We start from the raw sequence: 17282 nt of genomic DNA, 5'->3' as shown, positions 1-17282 counted from the left end.
GTCGAGGGCGACGACGCGGGTCTCCCCCTCCCCGTAGACCTTGTTCAGGCCGGTGGCTCGGGCGGCCGCCAGGCCGGTGTGGACGGCGGTTGCGGGGAACGTCACGTGGACTCCTGGTACGGATGAACGGAATGTTTGGTTCCGTAACATCATCCCAAGCTGTTCGAATGCGACATGTATGCCGCAGGGGCGGTCGGCCCCCGCCGACCCGGCGGGGTGGCGGGGGCGCTCTCCTCCTCAGGTATGACCCGACCCCTGAGGACCAAGGGCCCGGCCGGCCGCCGGGGGCCGGGATCGAGGCTGCCTATTCCACCGCCACGCCGAAGGCCGACGCCAGCCCGGCCAGACCGTTCGCCACCGCCCGTCCGGACGGGCTGAACTCCCAGCCGCCGCCGGCCCGGCGGAACGCCCCGAGCAGCATCGCGCTGTCCGGGACCCCGCCGGTCGGGCCCGACCAGGCGCCCGGGCCACCCGCGCCCGGCCCGTACGCGGCGGCGAGAGCCAGCCCGTGCACATAGCCGAGCGGCAGCGCCGGGTGCTCCTCCTCCTCGGTGGAGACGGCGACCACCACCTCCTCGACGGCGGCCGGCAGCCGGTGCAGGTCCAGGGCCAGCCGGACCGCCCGGGTCGGCCGGCCCGGCACCGAGTGGGTCGGATGCAGCCGGACGGCGCCGTCCGGGTCCTGCGGGCTGTTGAAGAACACGAAGTGCTCGTCGCTCAGCACCCGGCCGCCGGCGCACAGGAAGACGGTGACGTCCAGCTCCACCGCGTCCCCGCCGGCCGTCCGGCTCTGCCAGCTCACCGTGAGGGCGGTCTCGCCGGCCTCCTCGGGCTTGTCGTCCGCAGCCGTGGCAGCGCCGGAGGCACCGTCGCCGAGCCGGCCGCGCAGGCCCTGCTCGGCGAGCAGGGCGACCAGCTCCGGGCCGCTCACCAGGGTCAGCGGCTTGCCCTCGATGTAGCTGTACGAGCCGCGGCCGAACCCCGCGGTGGTGACCAGGATGCCCTTGATCGCGCCGTGGTGGCGGACGGTGGACTCCAGGTCGCGCACCGCCGTCGGCGGAACGGTCTTCTTGTAGCGCTTCGCCTGGATCACGATCTTGCCGCCGGTCACCGGGTCCAGGTCCTCGGCCACCACGTCCACCCCGACGTCGCCGCTGCGGGCCGTGGTCATCACCCGGAAGCCGCGCAGCCGGAACAGCTCGGCGATCAGGTCCTCGAAGTCCAGCGGGTCCATCGCGAAGAGGTCCGGCTCGTCCTCGCCGCCGTGTCCGGCCAGGCTCCCGCCGATGCTCTCCGGTCGCCGGTCCGGGCGCACCTCGTCCAGCCGCTCCGGGCGCGCCGACAGCCGGCCGCCCAGGCCCTGGAAGCACTCCACCGGGGCCACCCGGTCCAGCGCCAGGGCGGCGAAGCCGGCCCGGGTGGCGGTCAGGGTGGAGAGGAAGCGTTCGGCCTCCCGGCCGGTCGCCGGGTCGATGCCGAGGACGAAGCCGTTCAGCACCACCGAGTCCAGCAGCCCGTCCCGGTCCGCCCGGAACAGCTCCGCCGCCACCCGCAGCGCCGACTGCGCCAGCACCTCCCGGTACAGCGCCTTGCGCTCCGTCGCCGGACGGGCCACCTCCGCCTCGCGGTCGTCCGTCTTCACGTACCGCACCCGGGCGGCGGCCGGCACCACGTCCGGCCCGGGCAGCTCCCAGTCCACCACCAGCTGGCGGCTCCCGGCGTCGAAGGCCGCCGCCAGCCGGTGCGGGAAGCCTTCCGGCCAGGCCGCCGAGGCGTACAGGCCGGCCGTGAAGTACTCCTGCACCGCCTCCGGCTCACCCGCCCGCAGCCGGCGCAGCAGCTCCTCGGTCCGGGCGCCGAGCTCCTCCTGCTGCCGCCGGGACTGCTCGACCCGGGTCAGGTACTCCTGGTGGTACGCGGCCAGCCGGTGCTGCCGGTCGGCCTCCCGGGCCTGCGCGGCGTACCAGTCCTGCTCGAACCGGGCACGGGCCTGCGCCAGGTACTGCTCGTACTGCTGCCGCACACCCGGGTTGCGGGCCTGGACCTGGTCCGGCGGCGGCACGAAGTACCGGGCCGAGGACTGGTCCGGCATCGGCACCGGCTCGCCCAGCGGCCCCGGGTCGAACGGCGGCACCGGCTGCGGCGCCAGCAGGGCCTGCGGACCGAAGGCCGGCGCGGCCAGCCCGGCGGCCAGCAGCCCCCTCAACTCCTCGACCCGGGCGTCCAGTTCGGCCGTCCGCCGGGCGACCTCCGCCTCCCGCGACTGCTGGTAGGCGCGCTGCGCCTCGCGCTCGTCGCGGGCGGCCGCCTTCTGCGCCTCGCGCTGCTCCCGCTCCCGGCGGCGCTGCTCCGCCGCCTCGGCGCGCCACCGGGCCTCCTCCCGGCGCTGCTGCTGTCGCTGCGCCTCCGCCCAGATCGCCAGCACCCCGCTGCTCCGCCGCCCCGACACCGTCCGCCCACCCCATTCGCCTCGTGCCGACCCTCGGGCCTGTCGTCGGCTTCCCGTCTGGGGGGAGTTCGAGGACAGGCCCGGCCGTGCGACTCGCCTCCCGGCCACGCCGCCGACCGCGCCCGCCACAATAGAACGTGAACACCCCGCCCGGCCAAGTGCCGGTGACCTGCGGGCCCGTCCGGCCCCGGCGGGGCGGTGGTGGCGCTCCGTCAGCCCCCCTTCCGGGCCGTCCCGCCGGGGTTCCGGCCCCGGGGCGTCGGCCGCGGGGCGTCGGCCGCGGTGCGCGGGGGACGTTCACGCCGCCGGGGCGGCGTACCAGCGCCAGTCGGTGCGCGGCGGGTGGCCGGGCAGCGGGGCGCGGCCGGTGGCCCAGAGGAGGGTGGGCCAGGGGTCGGCGATCGGGACGTCGGGGAAGAGCCGGGTGAGGGCGCGCTCGCACAGGTGGGCGGGCGGGCTCCAGGGCAGGCCGAGGCCCTGGGTGACGTCGTGGAGGTGGACCAGCGTCTCGACCAGGCTCATGGCCACGAAGCCGGTCGGGTCGGCGAGCCCCCACGGGTGGTACGCCCGGGCCTCCGGCGGGGTGACGCGGGCCACGGCGACCATCAACCCGCCGCTCGCCTCCAGGACTTCGAGTAGTCCGTCGGGGCCGGCGGCCGGCTCGGCGCGCACGAAGTTGTGCGGCGCCCCGGGCGAGCGGCGGGTCGCCGCGAAGGGCACGTACCGGTCTTGCGGCGGCCGGGCCGGGCCGAGCTGGGCGGCGTAGGCGAGCAGGTCGTCGGCGAGGTGCTCGACCGTTTCCCGGCAGGTCCAGTCGACCGGGCCGGCGGTCCGTGACCAGTCCGCGTCCGCCGGGGCGGCGCGCAGGGTGTCGACGGCGAGGCGCAGGGCGAGGGCGAGGTCGTCCGGGGTGGGTGAATCGATCATGCCGGGACGGTAGCAAGGCCCCGGGGCCGGAGCCCGCGGAAGGTCCGGCCGCCCGGCCTCCGGCGGACCGGCCCGCCCTGTCGGTGGGGCCGGGTAGTCTCGACGGCTACGGACGGCAAGGAGAAACGTGACGATCCCCCCGCAGCACCCGGAGCAGCAGGCCCGCCCCGGCGGCTGGATCTCCACCGGCCTGAGCTGGCGGGACGGCCACGCCGTGCTCGGGGCCGCGCGCGGCGCCCGGGTGCACGAGCGCGCCGTCGCGCCGGGGGCGGAGGTCGGCTGGCTGCTGGGCGGCCCGCGCCGCTGCGTCGGGGCCTGGCTGGCCGGGGCGACGGAGCGGACGCCCTGCCCGCACCACGCGGTGATCGATCCGGGCGGCGGCGCGACGCAGTGCCCGGCCTGCCAGAGCGTGGACCGCGGCCTCGCCCTCGCCCGGGACCAGATCCTCGACGACGGCCGCACCTACCTGCTCTACCTCGCCTGGTTCGGCGAGGGGCTGCTCAAGGTCGGCCTGACCGCCGAGCAGCGCGGCGACAGCCGGCTGCTCGAACAGGGCGCGCTGGCCTACGCGTTCACCGCCCGTGGCGCCCTGCCGGCGATCCGGCGCGCCGAACTCACCGTCGCCGCCTCGGGCCTGGCCCGCGAGCGGTACAAGTCCCGGCTCAAGAGCGACCACTGGTGGTCGCACGGCGACGCCCCGTACCGCCGTACGGTGCTCACCGAGGCCCGCGCCCGGGCACACGGGCTGCTGGTCGGCCACGCCCTGGAACTGCTCGCCGACCGTCCGGTGGTCGACCACGTCGAGCGCTACGGCCTGGCCGGCGGCGCCCCGGAGGCGTACCGGGAGATCGCCGGGCTGGCCGACGGCGCGGTCGTCGCGGGCCGGCTCCGGCCGCCGGTGGGCCGGCACCTCTTCCTCGACCAGGCGGACGGCTCCGGCCCGCTGCTGCTGGACACCCGGCTGCTCACCGGCTGGACGCTCAGCCCGGTCGCCGGCCGCGGCTCCGAGGGGCTGACCCTCCACGAGCGCCTGCGTCCGCCGGAGCCGGACACCCAGGAGGCGCTGTTCTGAGAAGTTCCGCGAGATCCCGTGGACCCGCTCCGACCACGGTGGTTGCGTAATAAAACCGCAAGGGCCTAGCCTCGGCCTTGCGGTTTTAATTTGCTACCACTTTGGAGCGGATCCAGCCCATGATCGCTGCCCACGAGACCTTCGACGGCACCTTCCCGTACCGACCGCACGTCAGCACGGCCCCCGGCTTCCCCATGCACTACGTGGACGAGGGTGCCGGCCCCGTGGTGCTCTGCCTGCACGGTGAACCCACCTGGGGCTACCTCTTCCGGGACCTGATCCGCCGGCTGGCCCCGACCCACCGGGTGGTCGTCCCCGACCACATGGGCTTCGGCAAGAGTGCCACTCCGGCCGACCGCAGCTACTGGCTGCAGGACCACGTCGACAACCTGGAGGCGCTGGTCCTGGATCTCGGCCTGCGTGAAGTCACCCTGGTCATGCACGACTTCGGCGGACCGGTCGGCATGGGCCTGGCCGCCCGCCACCCCGGGCTGATCGCCCGGGTGGTGAGCGTCAACGGGCCCACGCCGTTCGGCCAGCCCGGCCTCGGCGCGGCGCTCGCCGCCAACGCGGCCGAGTCCCCGTGGTTCGGCTGGATCGCCCGGGCGCACGCCGACGGCAGTCTTGGCGCCGTCCTCGGCGAACTCGGCTACACGATCCTCAGCACCCTGAAGCTCAACGGCTTCCAGAACAACGCCCTGATCACCGACACCTGGCTGGCCGCCTACGGCGCGGCCTTCCCCTCCCGCGCGGAGGCCGCGGGCGCGATCGGCTGGGCGGAGGGCTTCGCGACCGGGGCGCACGCCTTCGCGGCCCCGAGCGCTGAGGCCCGCGCGGCGCTCGCCGCCCTGCCCGCGCTCGCCCTGTGGGGCGCGGACGACCGGACGCTCGCCGCCCGGTACTTCCTGCCGCTGTTCGCCGAGGCGTTCCCCCGCGGCCGGGCCGTCGAACTGCCCGGCGTCGGCCACTACAGCCCCGAGGACGCCCCGGACGTCGTCGGCGAGCTGGTGCAGCGCTTCCTCACCGAAACCGCCGCCGCCTGACCCGGCCGGCACCCCCGTCCCGCCCGGGCCGGACGGGACGGGGACCTCCGGCGCCCCGGACCGCCGGACGCCGGGAGGCCGGTCAGCCGCTGATCAGGGCGAGGAGCTGGTTCGCCAGGCCCAGCGCGGGCGCGGCGGCCTCGCCGAGGCTCTGGGCCAGACCGGCGAGCAGCAGCAGGGTGTTGCGCCGACGGCCCGGCTCCTCGGCGGCGGGGCTGTTCAGCACCGGCAGGGCCTCGGTGAGGCTCTGCCGGTCCGCCTCGCGGAGCCGGCCGTCCTGGGACAGCTCGGCGACCACGGCGGCGAGCCGGGAGAACAGCGCGGCGACCTCCGGCGGCAGCGCCTCGCCGCCGACCGGCCCGTTGTTGTGCTGGATGCCGACGACGTTGGTGCCGCCGTGGATGGTGACCTGATCGCCGACGTGGACGTTCGGGCCGTTACCGAGGCCGTTGTCGCTCATTTGCTGACTCCCGTGTGTCCCTGGCCGCCGTAGATGTTGACGCTGTCGCCGAACTGGTAGTGCCGCAGGTCGACGACGACGCTGCTGACGTACTGCTGGAACTCGATCTGCGGGTTCTCGATCGCCTGCGTGATGGTGGCCTGCAACGTGTGCGCGGGCTCCGGCGACTGCCAGGCCAGCAGCGCGGTCGGCGGCCCCGCGGTGTCGACCGTCAGCGCATGCAGGCGCGGCTGGACCAGGACCGGCAGGGTGGCGATGAGGAAGTAGAACACCACGAGCATCGACGCCACCCCGATGACCCAGCCCGGGCCGGAGTTGCCGTCGCTGTCGTAGGAGCGCGACGAGCCGCCGAGACTCATGATCATCAGGGCCCCGAGCGCGGCCAGGCCGACGATCGCCGTGAACTTGAGGAACCGCCGGACCGCGGCCGCCTTCTCCGGCACGATGACGGTGGTGCTGACCCGGGCGATCGTCGCCAGCGGGTACGCCGCGGTGCCGACCCAGAGGATGCGCCTGGTCACGGCCACCCGGGTGGTGGCGCGGGACGGCGCGGCCAGCAGGGACGGGGCCGGCGCGGCCTCCGGCGGAGGTGCCGACGGCGGCGGCGGGATGAACGGGGTGGAGCCGGTCTGGCCGGCCCGGGTCGGATCGGGTGGATCGGTCGGCTGCATGGACATGTCCCCCAAGGCTGTCGTGCGCGGGACGACAATTAACCAGCACGCCCGGTGGTCGCACAAGTTCTTTGTTGCAAGCGGCACATGACGAACCGTAGGCGAGTCCACGGGCGTGGCCCGCGGTGGTCAGCCCAGCTTGCTGCGCACCACACCGGGGCCGGACCTGGCCCGCCGGGACAGCGGCGGCCGGGACGGGCGGACGTCGAAGCGCGCCGGCTGCTCGGCTGCCTCGGCGGCCCGCCCGGCCAGCGCGGCCCGGGCGGCGGCCAGCGCGACCCGGGCGAGCAGCGGGTCCTCCCGGACGCCGGTTGCGTGCTTGGCGCTCTGGCAGGCGGTGCACCAGACCGGCGAGGCCGGCCCGTCCGGGTACACCATCTCCTCGGGCGGCAGGTAGTGCCCACCGCACTCGACGCACTCGAAGACGAACCTCATCCGATGATCACCGTCCCGGATCCGTGGCACCGACCGCAGGGCGACCAGAAGGTGTGGACGCTGGGCACCATGCTTCCTTCCTCGTCCAGTTCGACCGTTGCCTCGGTCTTCTGGGTCCCCCCGGACCCGCCGCAACCGGAACAGGACTGAACCTCGGGCATATGCCGTCCTTCCGTGGCGGACCACCACCGTAGCGCGATTCTCCGTCAGGAAGCACCGCTCCCGGCGATCCACCACCCGTACGGGTAGCGCGAATCGCCGCCGCACGCCCCGCGCAACGGCGTCGGCCCCTCGCCTGAGCACCAGAGCGAGGGGCCGACCGTACGAGAGGGAGTGTCAGCCGCGGGCGGCCCGCAGGAACTCCCGGTTCATCGCCGCGATGCTGGGCAGCGGGATGCCCTTGGGGCAGGCCGTGGCGCACTCACCGGTGTTGGTGCAGCCGCCGAAGCCCTCGGCGTCCATGGCCGAGACCATGTTCCGCACCCGGGCGGCCCGCTCCGGCGCACCCTGCGGCAGCACGTTGAGGTGCACCACCTTGGCGGAGGTGAAGAGCATCGCCGAGCCGTTCGGGCAGGCCGCCACGCAGGCGCCGCATCCGATGCACTCGGCGTGCTCGAAGGCGGTGTCGGCGGCCTCCTTGGGGACGGGCGTGGCGTGCGCCTCGGGGGCGCTGCCGGTGGGGGCGGTGATGTAGCCGCCGGAGCCGATGATCCGGTCGAAGGCCGAGCGGTCCACCACCAGGTCCTTGACCACCGGGAAGGCCGCCGCCCGCCAGGGTTCGACGTCGATGGTGTCGCCGTCCTGGAAGTGCCGCATGTGCAGCTGGCAGGTGGTGGTGCGCTCGGGGCCGTGCGCCTGGCCGTTGATGACCATGCCGCAGGCGCCGCAGATGCCCTCGCGGCAGTCGTGGTCGAAGGCGACCGGCTGGTCGCCGCGGGTGATCAGCTCCTCGTTGAGGGTGTCCAGCATCTCCAGGAAGGACATGTCCGGGCTGATCCCGCTGACCCGGTAGGTGGTCATCGAGCCGGGTGCGTCCGGGCCCGCCTGGCGCCAGATGCGCAGGGTGAGGTTCATGCGTAGCTCCGCTGGGTGGGGTGGACGTGCTCGAAGTCGAGTTCCTCGCGGTGGAGGACGGGCGCCGCGCCGGTGCCGGTGAACTCCCAGGCTGCGGCGTAGGAGAACTCCTCGTCGCGGCGGGCGGCCTCGCCGTCGGGGGTCTGGCTCTCGGTGCGGAAGTGGCCGCCGCAGGACTCGGCGCGGTGCAGCGCGTCCAGGCACATCAGCTCGGCCAGCTCGAAGTAGTCGACCAGACGGTTGGCCTTCTCCAGGGACTGGTTGAGCTCCTGTCCGGTGCCGGGCACCTTGATCCGGCGCCAGAACTCCTCGCGCAGCCGCGGGATCCGCTCCAGCGCCCGCCGCAGCCCGGCCTCGTCGCGGGCCATCCCGCACTCGTCCCAGAGCAGTTCGCCGAGCTCGCGGTGGAAGGAGTCCGGGGTGCGGTCGCCGTCCACCGCGAGGATCAGGTTGAGCCGGTCCTCGACCTCGGCCTCCGCCTCGGCGAGCACCGGGTGGTCGGCGGGCACGGCCGGCAGCGGGTGGCGGGCCAGGTAGTCGTTGACGGTCGGCGGCAGCACGAAGTACCCGTCGGCCAGGCCCTGCATCAGGGCGCTGGCGCCGAGCCGGTTGGCGCCGTGGTCGGAGAAGTTGGCCTCCCCGATCGCGAACAGCCCCGGGACGGTGGTCTGCAGGTCGTAGTCGACCCAGAGCCCGCCCATCGTGTAGTGGATCGCCGGGTAGATCCGCATCGGCACCCGGTACGGGTCCTCGGCGGTGATCCGCTCGTACATCTCGAAGAGGTTGCCGTACTTGGCCTCGACGGCGTCCCGGCCCAGCCGGCGGATCGCGTCGGCGAAGTCCAGGTAGACGCCCTGGCCGCCGGGGCCGACGCCCCGGCCCTCGTCGCAGACGTTCTTGGCGGCCCGGGAGGCGATGTCGCGCGGCACCAGGTTGCCGAAGGAGGGGTAGATCCGCTCCAGGTAGTAGTCCCGCTCCTCCTCCGGGATCTGCCCGGGCGGCCGGTTGTCGCCCTTGGCCTTGGGCACCCAGATCCGGCCGTCGTTGCGCAGCGACTCGCTCATCAGGGTGAGCTTGGACTGGTGGTCGCCGGAGCGCGGGATGCAGGTCGGGTGGATCTGGGTGAAGCACGGGTTGGCGAAGTACGCGCCGCGCCGGTGCGCCCGCCAGATCGCGGTGGCGTTGGAGTTCTTGGCGTTGGTGGAGAGGTAGAACACGTTGCCGTAGCCGCCGCTGGCGAGCACCACGGCGTCCGCGGTGTAGGAGCGGATCTCTCCGGTGACCAGGTCGCGGGCGACGATGCCGCGGGCCCGGCCGTCGACCACGAGCAGGTCCAGCATCTCGGTGCGCGGGTGCAGCTCCACGTTCCCGGCGGCGATCTGCCGGGAGAGCGCCTGGTAGGCGCCGAGCAGCAGTTGCTGGCCGGTCTGGCCGCGGGCGTAGAAGGTCCGGGAGACCTGCACGCCGCCGAAGGACCGGGTGTCCAGCAGGCCGCCGTACTCGCGGGCGAACGGCACGCCCTGGGCCACGCACTGGTCGATGATCTCCACCGACACCTGAGCCAGCCGGTGCACGTTGGACTCGCGGGCGCGGAAGTCGCCGCCCTTGACGGTGTCGTAGAACAGCCGGCGGACCGAGTCGCCGTCGTTGCGGTAGTTCTTGGCCGCGTTGATGCCGCCCTGGGCGGCGATCGAGTGGGCCCGCCTGGGGGAGTCCTGGAAGCAGAACTGGACCACGTGGTAGCCCTGTTCGGCCAGGGTGGCGCCGGCCGCGCCGCCGGCCAGGCCGGTGCCGACCACGATCACGGTGTGCTTGCGCCGGTTGGCCGGATTGACCAGCTTGGCGTCGAACCGCCGCTGGTCCCAGCGCTGTTCGATCGGCCCGGCGGGGGCCTTGCCGTCGGCGACCGGCTCGCCGACGGTGTAGTCGGCGTACGTGCTGCTCACTTCATCACTGCTCATTTGACGACTCCGGTCATCACGGCCACGGGGACGGACAGGAAGCCGGCCGTCAGCACCAGCGCCAGGCCGTTCGCGATCAGCTTGAGTGCCCGGTCGCGGCGGGCGTCGTTGGCGCCGAGGGTCTGCGCGGCGCTCCAGAACCCGTGCCGGATGTGCAGGCCGACGGCCAGCATCGCGACGATGTAGAACACGTCGACGTACCAGCGGCCGAAGGAGGCCACGATGTTCTGGTACGGGTGGTCGTGCTCGGCGGCCGGGTTCACGGTCAGCGTGGTGAGGTCGAGGATGTGCCAGACGATGAACAGCGCCAGGATCACCCCGCCCCAGCGCATGGTGCGGGTCGCGTAGCTGGCGCGGCGGCGCCGGTGCACGTACTTGCTCGGGCGGGCCGCGAGGTCGCGGCGGCTGAGCTGGTACGCGGACACGCCGTGCAGCACCACGGCGGCCAGCAGGCCCGCGCGGGCGATCCACAGGAACCACTCGTGGCCCAGGAAGGGCTGCCCGATGGTGCGCAGCCAGGCCGCGTAGCCGTTGATGTCGTCCGGGCCGGAGAACACCTTGAGGTTCCCCAGCATGTGCGCGACCAGGTACAGCAGCATGACCAGTCCGCTGACGGCCATGACCGCCTTCTTGCCGACGGTCGACCGCCACAGGGTCAGCAGGGTGGACGGATGCCTGGCCGTCCGAGTCGCGGTTGTCATGGCTGCAACGGTAGGGATGGCGGGTTCGGTGCGTCCAAGACATGATGCGGCTCGTGACGATAGGCACCGACTATCAGTGCGGCCTATCCTGGCCCTGTGCAGCTCCAGCAACTCCGCTACTTCCTGGCCGTGGCCGAGACCCGGCACTTCACCCGGGCCGCCGAGGCGGCGCACGTCGCGCAACCGTCGCTCTCGCAGCAGATCCGGGCGCTGGAAAGGGAGTTGGGCGCCGAACTGTTCCACCGCACCCGGGGCAACATCGCGCTGACCGACGCCGGGGACGCCCTGCTGCCGCTGGCCCGGCGCATCCTCGCGGACACCGAGAGCGCCCGGCTGGCCGTACAGGAGACGGTGCAGCTGCGCCGCGGCCGGGTGCGGCTGGGGGCGCCGCCGAGTCTGTGCACCAGCCTGGTGCCGGACGTGCTGCGGGTCTTCCGGGACCGCTACCCGGGGGTGACGCTGATGGTCCGCGAGGGCGGCTCGCGCGACCTGGTCGGCTGGCTGGCGGCGGGGGAGCTGGACCTCGCGCTGGTCATCACCCCGCCGAGCGGTGAGCAGGCGCCCGCACTGGCGGTCACCGCACTTCTGCACGAGGAACTGGTGCTGGTCGCGGCCGAGCGGCAGGCCCGGCGCAAGGTCCGGGTGACGGAGCTGAAGGGCCGGCCGCTGGTGATGTTCCGGGAGGGCTACGACCTGCGCGAGGCGACCCTGGCGGCCTGCCGGGCGGCCGGGTTCGAGCCGGAGTTCGCGGTGGAGGGCGGCGAGATGGACGCGGTGCTGGGCTTCGTCCGGGCCGGGATCGGGCCCGCCGTCGTCCCCGGCATGGTGGCCGCCCGCTCCGGACTCGCGGTGACCGCGTTCGCCGGGCCGGGGCTGGGCCGCACCATCGCGGTCGCGCACGGCCACGAGGTGCCGCTCACCCGCGCCGCCGAGGCGCTGCACACCACCCTGCTGGCCCACCTGCGCGACGCCGCCCGCAGCGGCGAACTCCCGCCGGGCACCACGCTGCTGCTGCCGTGATCCCGATCCCGATCCCGGTCCCCCTCCCGAGCCCGCGCGGGAGGGGGTGCGGGTTCGGCCAGGCCGTTTCGGTTCCCTGCCTCGCCAGACCTCGCGCTGTGGCAAGCAACGCCTCGTCCAGGGCGGTCGGGGTGACGCCGAGCGCGTGCTGCGTGTCGGTCGAGTCGAGGACGTGTGGGTTCTCGGTGGCGTAAAGCATCTCAATGAGTTCGCCGAAGACGGGGTTCCGCTCCGCGAGCGTGAGGAGAGCATCGCGGTCGAGACGCTCCAGGCGCGGATCGGGGGAGGCTGTCAGCTTCGCGAAGCGTTCCGCCAGTTCACGCACGGGGACGTTCGCCGCCGGCACGTGCCAGGCCCGCCCCCAGGAGCGGGTGTCATGGGCGGCAGCCACCAGTGTCGAGGCCACGTCCCCGACGTACGACCAGGACTGCAGTACATCGAGACGTCCGGCATAGGACGCCACCTCGCCCGCCAGAACCTGTGGGGCGACCGACAGCGTGAAGGGACTCATCACCCCCTCGCCCAGGAACGCTGCTGCGCGCACCTCGGTGACCTCCACGCGCCCGGGTCCAGCTCACCCCCACCGCGTACCGCGCCCAGTGGCGGGGGACGACGGCAGCCCGGCGCGCGGCATCCAGGGGCTGAGCTTCTTGCGAACCGCGAAGCCCCCTGCTCCGCGATCGAAGCGGCCCCGTCGAGACCACGGATGAGGCTGCGAACGCAGAAGGCCCGGGGCTGCGAGCCCCGGGCCCTCGTCGTGCGTGTGGTCAGGCCGGCAGCACGGCCTCGATCGCGGCGATCAGCTCGTCCGACTCCGGCTCGACGCGCGGGCGCAGGCGCGCGACGACGGTGCCGTCCGGCGAGATCAGGAACTTCTCGAAGTTCCAGCTGACGTCCCCGGCCTGGCCCTCGGCGTCGGCCACCTGGGCCAGCTGCTGGTACAGCGGGTGCCGGCCGTCGCCGTTGACGTCGATCTTCTCGAACAGCGGGAAGGTCACCCCGTAGGTGGTGGAGCAGAAGCTCTGGATCTCCTCGGCGCTGCCCGGCTCCTGCCCGGCGAACTGGTTGCACGGGAAGCCCAGCACGGTGAACCCGCGCCCGGCGTAGCGCTTCTGGAGGTTCTCCAGGCCGGCGTACTGCGGGGTCAGGCCGCACCTGGACGCGACGTTGACGATCAGCAGCGCCTTGCCCTTGTAGTCGGCAAGGGACGCGGCCTCGCCGGCCAGGGTGTGCAGCGGGATGTCGTACAGGCTCACGGTGGTGGTCCTTTCGGCAGGGGTCGGCAGGAGTGCGGAAATCGGGTGTCGCCCGGGGCCACCGTAGCGGCCCCGGACGGCTCAACCGTGTCGGCACCCCCGGTGTTCCGCCTGCGAGGGGGCGTACGGAGCGGCTCGTACGCCCCAATCCCCGACGGGGTCAGGGGGCCAGCGGCCTGATGGCCGTCGGGGCGTGCTCGGGGAGGGTGGCGAGCTCCTCGAACTCGTTGACCTTGTCGATGTCGGCGGCGGCCATCGAGATGTTGGTGACCCGCTCCAGGATCGCCTCGACCACGACCGGGACGCGGAACTCGGCGGCCAGCTTCTTGGCCTCCTCGAAGGCGGGGAGCAGGTCCTCCGGTTCGGTGACCCGGATCGCCTTGCAGCCCAGGCCCTCGACGACCTTGACGTGGTCCACGCCGTAGACGCCCAGCTCCGGCGCGTTGACGTTCTCGAACTCCAGCTTGACCTGGAAGTCGATGTCGAAGTTTCGCTGCGCCTGGCGGATCAGCCCCAGGTAGGAGTTGTTGACCAGCACGTGGACGTACGGGATGCGGTGCTGGGCGCCGACCGCCAGCTCCTCGATCATGAACTGGAAGTCGTAGTCGCCGGAGAGCGCGACGACCTGGCCCCCGGGGTCGGCGGTGGCGACGCCGAGCGCGGCCGGGATGGTCCAGCCGAGCGGGCCGGCCTGGCCGCAGTTGATCCAGTGCCGCGGCCGGTAGACGTGCAGCAGTTGGGCGCCGGCGATCTGGGACAGGCCGATGGTGGTGACGTAGCGGGTCTCCGGGCCGAAGGCCCTGTTCATCTCCTCGTACACGCGCTGCGGCTTGAGCGGCACGTCGTCGAAGTGGGTGCGGCGCTGGAGCCGGGCCCTGCGCTCCTGGGCGGAGGCGGCCCAGGCGCTGCGGTCCTTGAGCGTGCCGGCGGCCCGCAGCTCGCGCGCCACCTCGACGAACAGCTCCAGTGCGGCCCTGGCGTCGGAGGCGATGCCGAGGTCCGGGGCGAAGATCCTGCCGAGCTGGGTGGGTTCGATGTCGACGTGGACGAACGTGCGGCCCGCGGTGTAGACGTCCAGGCCGCCGGTGTGGCGGTTGGCCCAGCGGTTGCCGATGCCGAGGACGAAGTCGGAGGCGAGGAAGTTCTCGTTGCCGTAGCGGTGCGAGGTCTGGAGGCCGACCATGCCGGCGTTCAGCTCGTGGTCGTCCGGGACGATGCCCCAGCCCATCAGAGTCGGGACCACCGGGACGCCGGTGAGCTCGGCGAACTCCAGCAGCAGCTCGGAGGCGTCGGCGTTGATGACGCCGCCGCCCGCGACGATCAGCGGGCGCTCGGACTCCTGGAGCAGTGCGACGGCCTTCTCGATCTGGGTGCGGTTGGCGGTCGGCTTGTAGACCGGAAGCGGCTGGTAGGCCTCCGGGTCGAAGTCGATCTCGGTCAGCTGGACGTCGATCGGCAGGTCGATCAGGACCGGGCCGGGGCGGCCGGAGCGCATCAGGTGGAAGGCCTGCTGGAACACCCCGGGGACCTGGGCGGCCTCCAGCACGGTGGTGGCGGCCTTGGTGACGGGCGCCGCGATCGAGGCGATGTCGACGGCCTGGAAGTCCTCCTTGTGCAGCCGGGCGACGGGCGCCTGTCCGGTGATGCAGAGGATCGGGACGGAGTCGGCGATCGCCGAGTACAGGCCGGTGATCATGTCGGTGCCGGCCGGGCCGGAGGTGCCGATGCAGACCCCGATGTTGCCGGCCGCGGCGCGGGTGTAGCCCTCGGCCATGTGGGAGGCGCCCTCGACGTGCCGGGCCAGTGTGTGCCGGATTCCGCCGGAGGCCTTGAGCGCGGCGTAGAACGGGTTGATGGCTGCGCCCGGCACGCCGAACGCGACCTCGACTCCTTCGAGCTTGAGGATCTCCACGGCCGCGCGGGCGGCTGTCATACGAGGCATCGGATCTCTCCTGCGTCGGCCCGCAGTGGCTCGGAGGGCTCATCTTCCGAATTCCACCATACGGAAGAGCGGTTTCTGAATGTGGAAACAAGGTAGGGCGGGGCCGTGGGGGCGTCAAGAGGGCTTCAACAGAATGTGGAAGCCTGGGGCGAGGTGGCCGGGCAGAGGCATTCGCACGTCAGGACGGCCATCGCGCTGGTGTACCCGTGGAAGCGGACGCTCCGCGCCGGAAAGCGCAGCCGGTGTGCAGTGCCCGTGAAGGGGCGGTGCCGCCTGTGGGCCCGCCCCGCCGCCCTGGGTACCGTCGGTGGCACGCCGGGCCCGTGACGTCCGATTGAGGCCGCGGCAAGGGGGGTTCGGGAGCGCCGGGGAGCGGGGGAACTCCGCCGGCGGCCCCGTCCAGGACCAGCGTGCCCGGTCCGCCGCACCCGAGCGAGGGACGCACCCCCTGGCCGCACCGACCCGACACCCGCCGCCGCGCTCCGGTCCGCCCGGACCCGCGGCCGTACCGCTGTCGCCGCCCCTCCGCGGTCCCTTCCCCTCTCCCTGCTCCTCGCCCTGCAACGGCGCGCCCGCTGCGGCGGGTGCGCGGAAGGAACGTCCCCATGCGCTGCTGCACCCCTGCCCGGTCCCTGGCGGTGACCGGGTGAACCCGCCGCCCCACCGGAGCGACAGCCCGCCGGGCCGCCTCCGCAAGCACGGCCCGCCGGGCCGGCCCCGGACCCCGGCCGCCGCCCTGCGCGCCGTCCCCTGGCGCCATGACCTGCCCGCCTCACTGGTGGTGTTCCTGGTCGCCCTCCCGCTCTGCGTCGGGGTGGCCGTCGCCTCCGGCGTCCCGGCCGAACTCGGGCTGGTCACCGGGATCGTCGGCGGCCTGGTGGCCGGCCTGCTGCCCGGCAGCAGCCTCCAGGTCAGCGGGCCCGCGGCCGGGCTGACCGTCCTGGTCGCCGACGCCGTCCAGCGCTTCGGTGTCGGCGCGCTCGGCCTGCTGGTGCTCGGCACCGGCCTGCTCCAGCTGGCGATGGGAGCCCTGCGGCTCGGTCGCTGGTTCCGGGCGATGTCCGCCTCGGTGGTGCACGGCATGCTGGCCGGCATCGGACTGACCCTGGTGTTCGGCCAGCTCTACGCGCTCGCCGACCGCCGCGCCCCCGCCACCGGGCCGGAGAAGATCGCCGGACTGCCCGAACTGCTGGGCGACGTGCTGACCGCCGAGGCCGGCCCGAGCGCGGTCGCCCTCGGCCTCGGCACCCTGCTGGTCCTGGTCGGCTGGAAGTACCTGCCGGAGCGTGCCGCCCGCGCCGTCCCCGCTCCGCTGGCCGCCGTCGGCCTGGCCGCCGCCGTCACCGCGGCCGCCGACCTGCCGGTGGCCCGGATCCGGGTGGCCGGGCTGCTCGACGTGGTCCACCTGCCCGACCGCGACTCGCTGACCGCCCTGGCCGGCACCGCCGGGCTCGGTACGGTCGTCGCCTTCACCCTGATCGCCTCCGCCGAGACGCTGTTCAGCGCCGCCGCCGTCGACCGGATGCACCACGGCCCGCGCACCGACTACGACCGCGAGCTCACCGCCCAGGGCGTCGGCAACGCCGTCTGCGGACTGCTCGGCGCGCTGCCGATGACCGCGGTGATCGTGCGCAGCGCGACCAACGTCCAGGCCGGCGCGCGCACCAAGGCCTCGCGGGTGCTGCACGGCGGCTGGCTGCTGCTGTTCACCGCGCTGCTGCCCGGCGTGCTCGGGCTCGTCCCGCTCACCGCACTGGCCGCCGTGCTGGTGCACGCCGGCGCCAAACTGGTGCCGGTGCGCCGGATCGTCGCGCTCTGCCGCGGACACCTGGGCGAGGCGCTGGTGCTGGCCGTGACGGCGGTCGCGATCATCGCCACCGACCTGTTCGACGGGGTGCTGATCGGCGTCGGTCTGGCGGTGGCCAAGTCGGCCTGGCAGACCTCGCAGCTCCAGATCGCGGTGGAGGAGCAGGCGCAGCCGTCCGGGCAGCCGCTGCACCGGGTGCGGCTGACCGGCAACGCCACCTTCCTGCGGCTGCCCCGGCTGCTGGACGCCCTGGAACGGCTGCCGGGGGACCGGCCGGTGGAACTGGACTGGTCCGGGCTGCGCCACCTGGACCACGCCTGCACGGTGGCCCTGGTCTCCTGGGCCGACCAGCACCGGGCCCGCTCCACCGCGCCGCTGGCGGTCGAACCGCCGCTGCCGAGTGTGGCCTGACGTCTAGCCTGGTCGTGGGGGGGGGGGGCGCCCCGCCCCCCCCCGGGCCGCCG

At 73.7% G+C, this 17282-nt stretch carries 14 protein-coding genes; 4 read left to right on the top strand and 10 right to left on the bottom strand.

The annotated features are described in order from the left end of the window. Positions 1 to 304: 304 nt before the first annotated feature. Complete coding sequence (locus ACFU7Y_RS21560) at positions 305 to 2425, bottom strand: restriction endonuclease (protein ID WP_380769328.1); 2121 nt, start codon at positions 2423 to 2425, stop codon at positions 305 to 307. 321 nt (positions 2426 to 2746) lie between these two features. Continuing rightward, on the bottom strand, positions 2747 to 3376 hold the full coding sequence (locus tag ACFU7Y_RS21555; RefSeq protein WP_224285632.1) for a maleylpyruvate isomerase N-terminal domain-containing protein: 630 nt from the start codon (positions 3374 to 3376) through the stop codon (positions 2747 to 2749). Positions 3377 to 3503: 127 nt separating this feature from the next. Here ACFU7Y_RS21555 and ACFU7Y_RS21550 point away from each other — a divergent pair, with 127 nt between their 5' ends. Then, positions 3504 to 4448, top strand: coding sequence for a DUF2797 domain-containing protein (locus ACFU7Y_RS21550; RefSeq protein ID WP_380769326.1), 945 nt, complete (start codon positions 3504 to 3506; stop codon positions 4446 to 4448). A 119-nt stretch (positions 4449 to 4567) separates the two neighbouring features. Next, positions 4568 to 5491 (top strand): alpha/beta fold hydrolase, encoded by a 924-nt coding sequence (locus tag ACFU7Y_RS21545; protein ID WP_380769324.1) that lies wholly within the window; start codon positions 4568 to 4570, stop codon positions 5489 to 5491. 82 nt (positions 5492 to 5573) lie between these two features. Here the strand turns inward: ACFU7Y_RS21545 and ACFU7Y_RS21540 are convergent, their stop codons facing one another. The 6 genes from ACFU7Y_RS21540 to ACFU7Y_RS21515 form a co-directional block, all read right to left on the bottom strand. Then, positions 5574 to 5951, bottom strand: a complete 378-nt coding sequence (locus tag ACFU7Y_RS21540; protein ID WP_224285475.1) for a hypothetical protein — start codon at positions 5949 to 5951, stop codon at positions 5574 to 5576. Next, entirely contained in the window at positions 5948 to 6628 is a 681-nt protein-coding gene (locus tag ACFU7Y_RS21535; RefSeq protein WP_224285476.1) for a DUF6232 family protein, read from the bottom strand. Before ACFU7Y_RS21535 ends, ACFU7Y_RS21540 begins: the two co-directional genes overlap by 4 nt. Positions 6629 to 6751: 123 nt before the next feature. Further along, a complete protein-coding gene (locus ACFU7Y_RS21530; protein WP_380769322.1) occupies positions 6752 to 7057 on the bottom strand; it encodes a hypothetical protein in 306 nt (101 codons plus the stop codon). A 336-nt stretch (positions 7058 to 7393) separates the two neighbouring features. Further along, positions 7394 to 8131 (bottom strand): succinate dehydrogenase/fumarate reductase iron-sulfur subunit, encoded by a 738-nt coding sequence (locus tag ACFU7Y_RS21525; RefSeq protein ID WP_224281320.1) that lies wholly within the window; start codon positions 8129 to 8131, stop codon positions 7394 to 7396. Beyond that, positions 8128 to 10092, bottom strand: a complete 1965-nt coding sequence (locus ACFU7Y_RS21520) for a fumarate reductase/succinate dehydrogenase flavoprotein subunit (protein WP_224281321.1) — start codon at positions 10090 to 10092, stop codon at positions 8128 to 8130. Before ACFU7Y_RS21520 ends, ACFU7Y_RS21525 begins: the two co-directional genes overlap by 4 nt. After that, positions 10089 to 10793 (bottom strand): succinate dehydrogenase cytochrome b subunit, encoded by a 705-nt coding sequence (locus tag ACFU7Y_RS21515; RefSeq protein WP_224281322.1) that lies wholly within the window; start codon positions 10791 to 10793, stop codon positions 10089 to 10091. The genes ACFU7Y_RS21520 and ACFU7Y_RS21515 overlap by 4 nt, the downstream gene beginning before the upstream one ends. A 96-nt stretch (positions 10794 to 10889) precedes the next feature. On the opposite strand from ACFU7Y_RS21515, the gene ACFU7Y_RS21510 reads away from it, so the two are divergent. Continuing rightward, on the top strand, positions 10890 to 11813 hold the full coding sequence (locus ACFU7Y_RS21510) for a LysR family transcriptional regulator (RefSeq protein WP_380769319.1): 924 nt from the start codon (positions 10890 to 10892) through the stop codon (positions 11811 to 11813). Positions 11814 to 12580: 767 nt separating this feature from the next. On the opposite strand, the gene ACFU7Y_RS21505 is transcribed toward ACFU7Y_RS21510, so the two are convergent. Together ACFU7Y_RS21505 and gcl are read right to left on the bottom strand one after the other, a co-directional pair. Further along, a complete protein-coding gene (locus tag ACFU7Y_RS21505; RefSeq protein WP_380769318.1) occupies positions 12581 to 13069 on the bottom strand; it encodes a glutathione peroxidase in 489 nt (162 codons plus the stop codon). A 160-nt stretch (positions 13070 to 13229) separates the two neighbouring features. Then, positions 13230 to 15011 (bottom strand): glyoxylate carboligase, encoded by a 1782-nt coding sequence (gcl, locus tag ACFU7Y_RS21500; protein WP_224281325.1) that lies wholly within the window; start codon positions 15009 to 15011, stop codon positions 13230 to 13232. 736 nt (positions 15012 to 15747) lie between these two features. Here gcl and ACFU7Y_RS21495 point away from each other — a divergent pair. Then, positions 15748 to 17229 (top strand): SulP family inorganic anion transporter, encoded by a 1482-nt coding sequence (locus ACFU7Y_RS21495; protein WP_380769330.1) that lies wholly within the window; start codon positions 15748 to 15750, stop codon positions 17227 to 17229. Positions 17230 to 17282 lie beyond the last annotated feature (53 nt).

The organism is Kitasatospora sp. NPDC057542, assembly GCF_042801945.1.
GTDB lineage: Bacteria > Actinomycetota > Actinomycetes > Streptomycetales > Streptomycetaceae > Kitasatospora.
The sequence above is the reverse complement of the archived record's forward strand: the minus strand, read 5'-3'. Positions and strand labels throughout refer to the sequence as shown.

Bases quoted from the DNA above. Each gene is read 5' to 3' on its own strand.
- ACFU7Y_RS21555 (WP_224285632.1), bottom strand. From the start codon at position 3,376: ATGATCGATTCACCCACCCCGGACGACCTCGCCCTCGCCCTGCGCCTC.
- ACFU7Y_RS21545 (WP_380769324.1), top strand. From the start codon at position 4,568: ATGATCGCTGCCCACGAGACCTTCGACGGCACCTTCCCGTACCGACCG.
- ACFU7Y_RS21535 (WP_224285476.1), bottom strand. From the start codon at position 6,628: ATGTCCATGCAGCCGACCGATCCACCCGATCCGACCCGGGCCGGCCAG.
- gcl (WP_224281325.1), bottom strand. From the start codon at position 15,011: ATGCCTCGTATGACAGCCGCCCGCGCGGCCGTGGAGATCCTCAAGCTC.
- ACFU7Y_RS21515 (WP_224281322.1), bottom strand. From the start codon at position 10,793: ATGACAACCGCGACTCGGACGGCCAGGCATCCGTCCACCCTGCTGACC.
- ACFU7Y_RS21540 (WP_224285475.1), bottom strand. From the start codon at position 5,951: ATGAGCGACAACGGCCTCGGTAACGGCCCGAACGTCCACGTCGGCGAT.
- ACFU7Y_RS21520 (WP_224281321.1), bottom strand. From the start codon at position 10,092: ATGAGCAGTGATGAAGTGAGCAGCACGTACGCCGACTACACCGTCGGC.
- ACFU7Y_RS21530 (WP_380769322.1), bottom strand. From the start codon at position 7,057: ATGAGGTTCGTCTTCGAGTGCGTCGAGTGCGGTGGGCACTACCTGCCG.
- ACFU7Y_RS21525 (WP_224281320.1), bottom strand. From the start codon at position 8,131: ATGAACCTCACCCTGCGCATCTGGCGCCAGGCGGGCCCGGACGCACCC.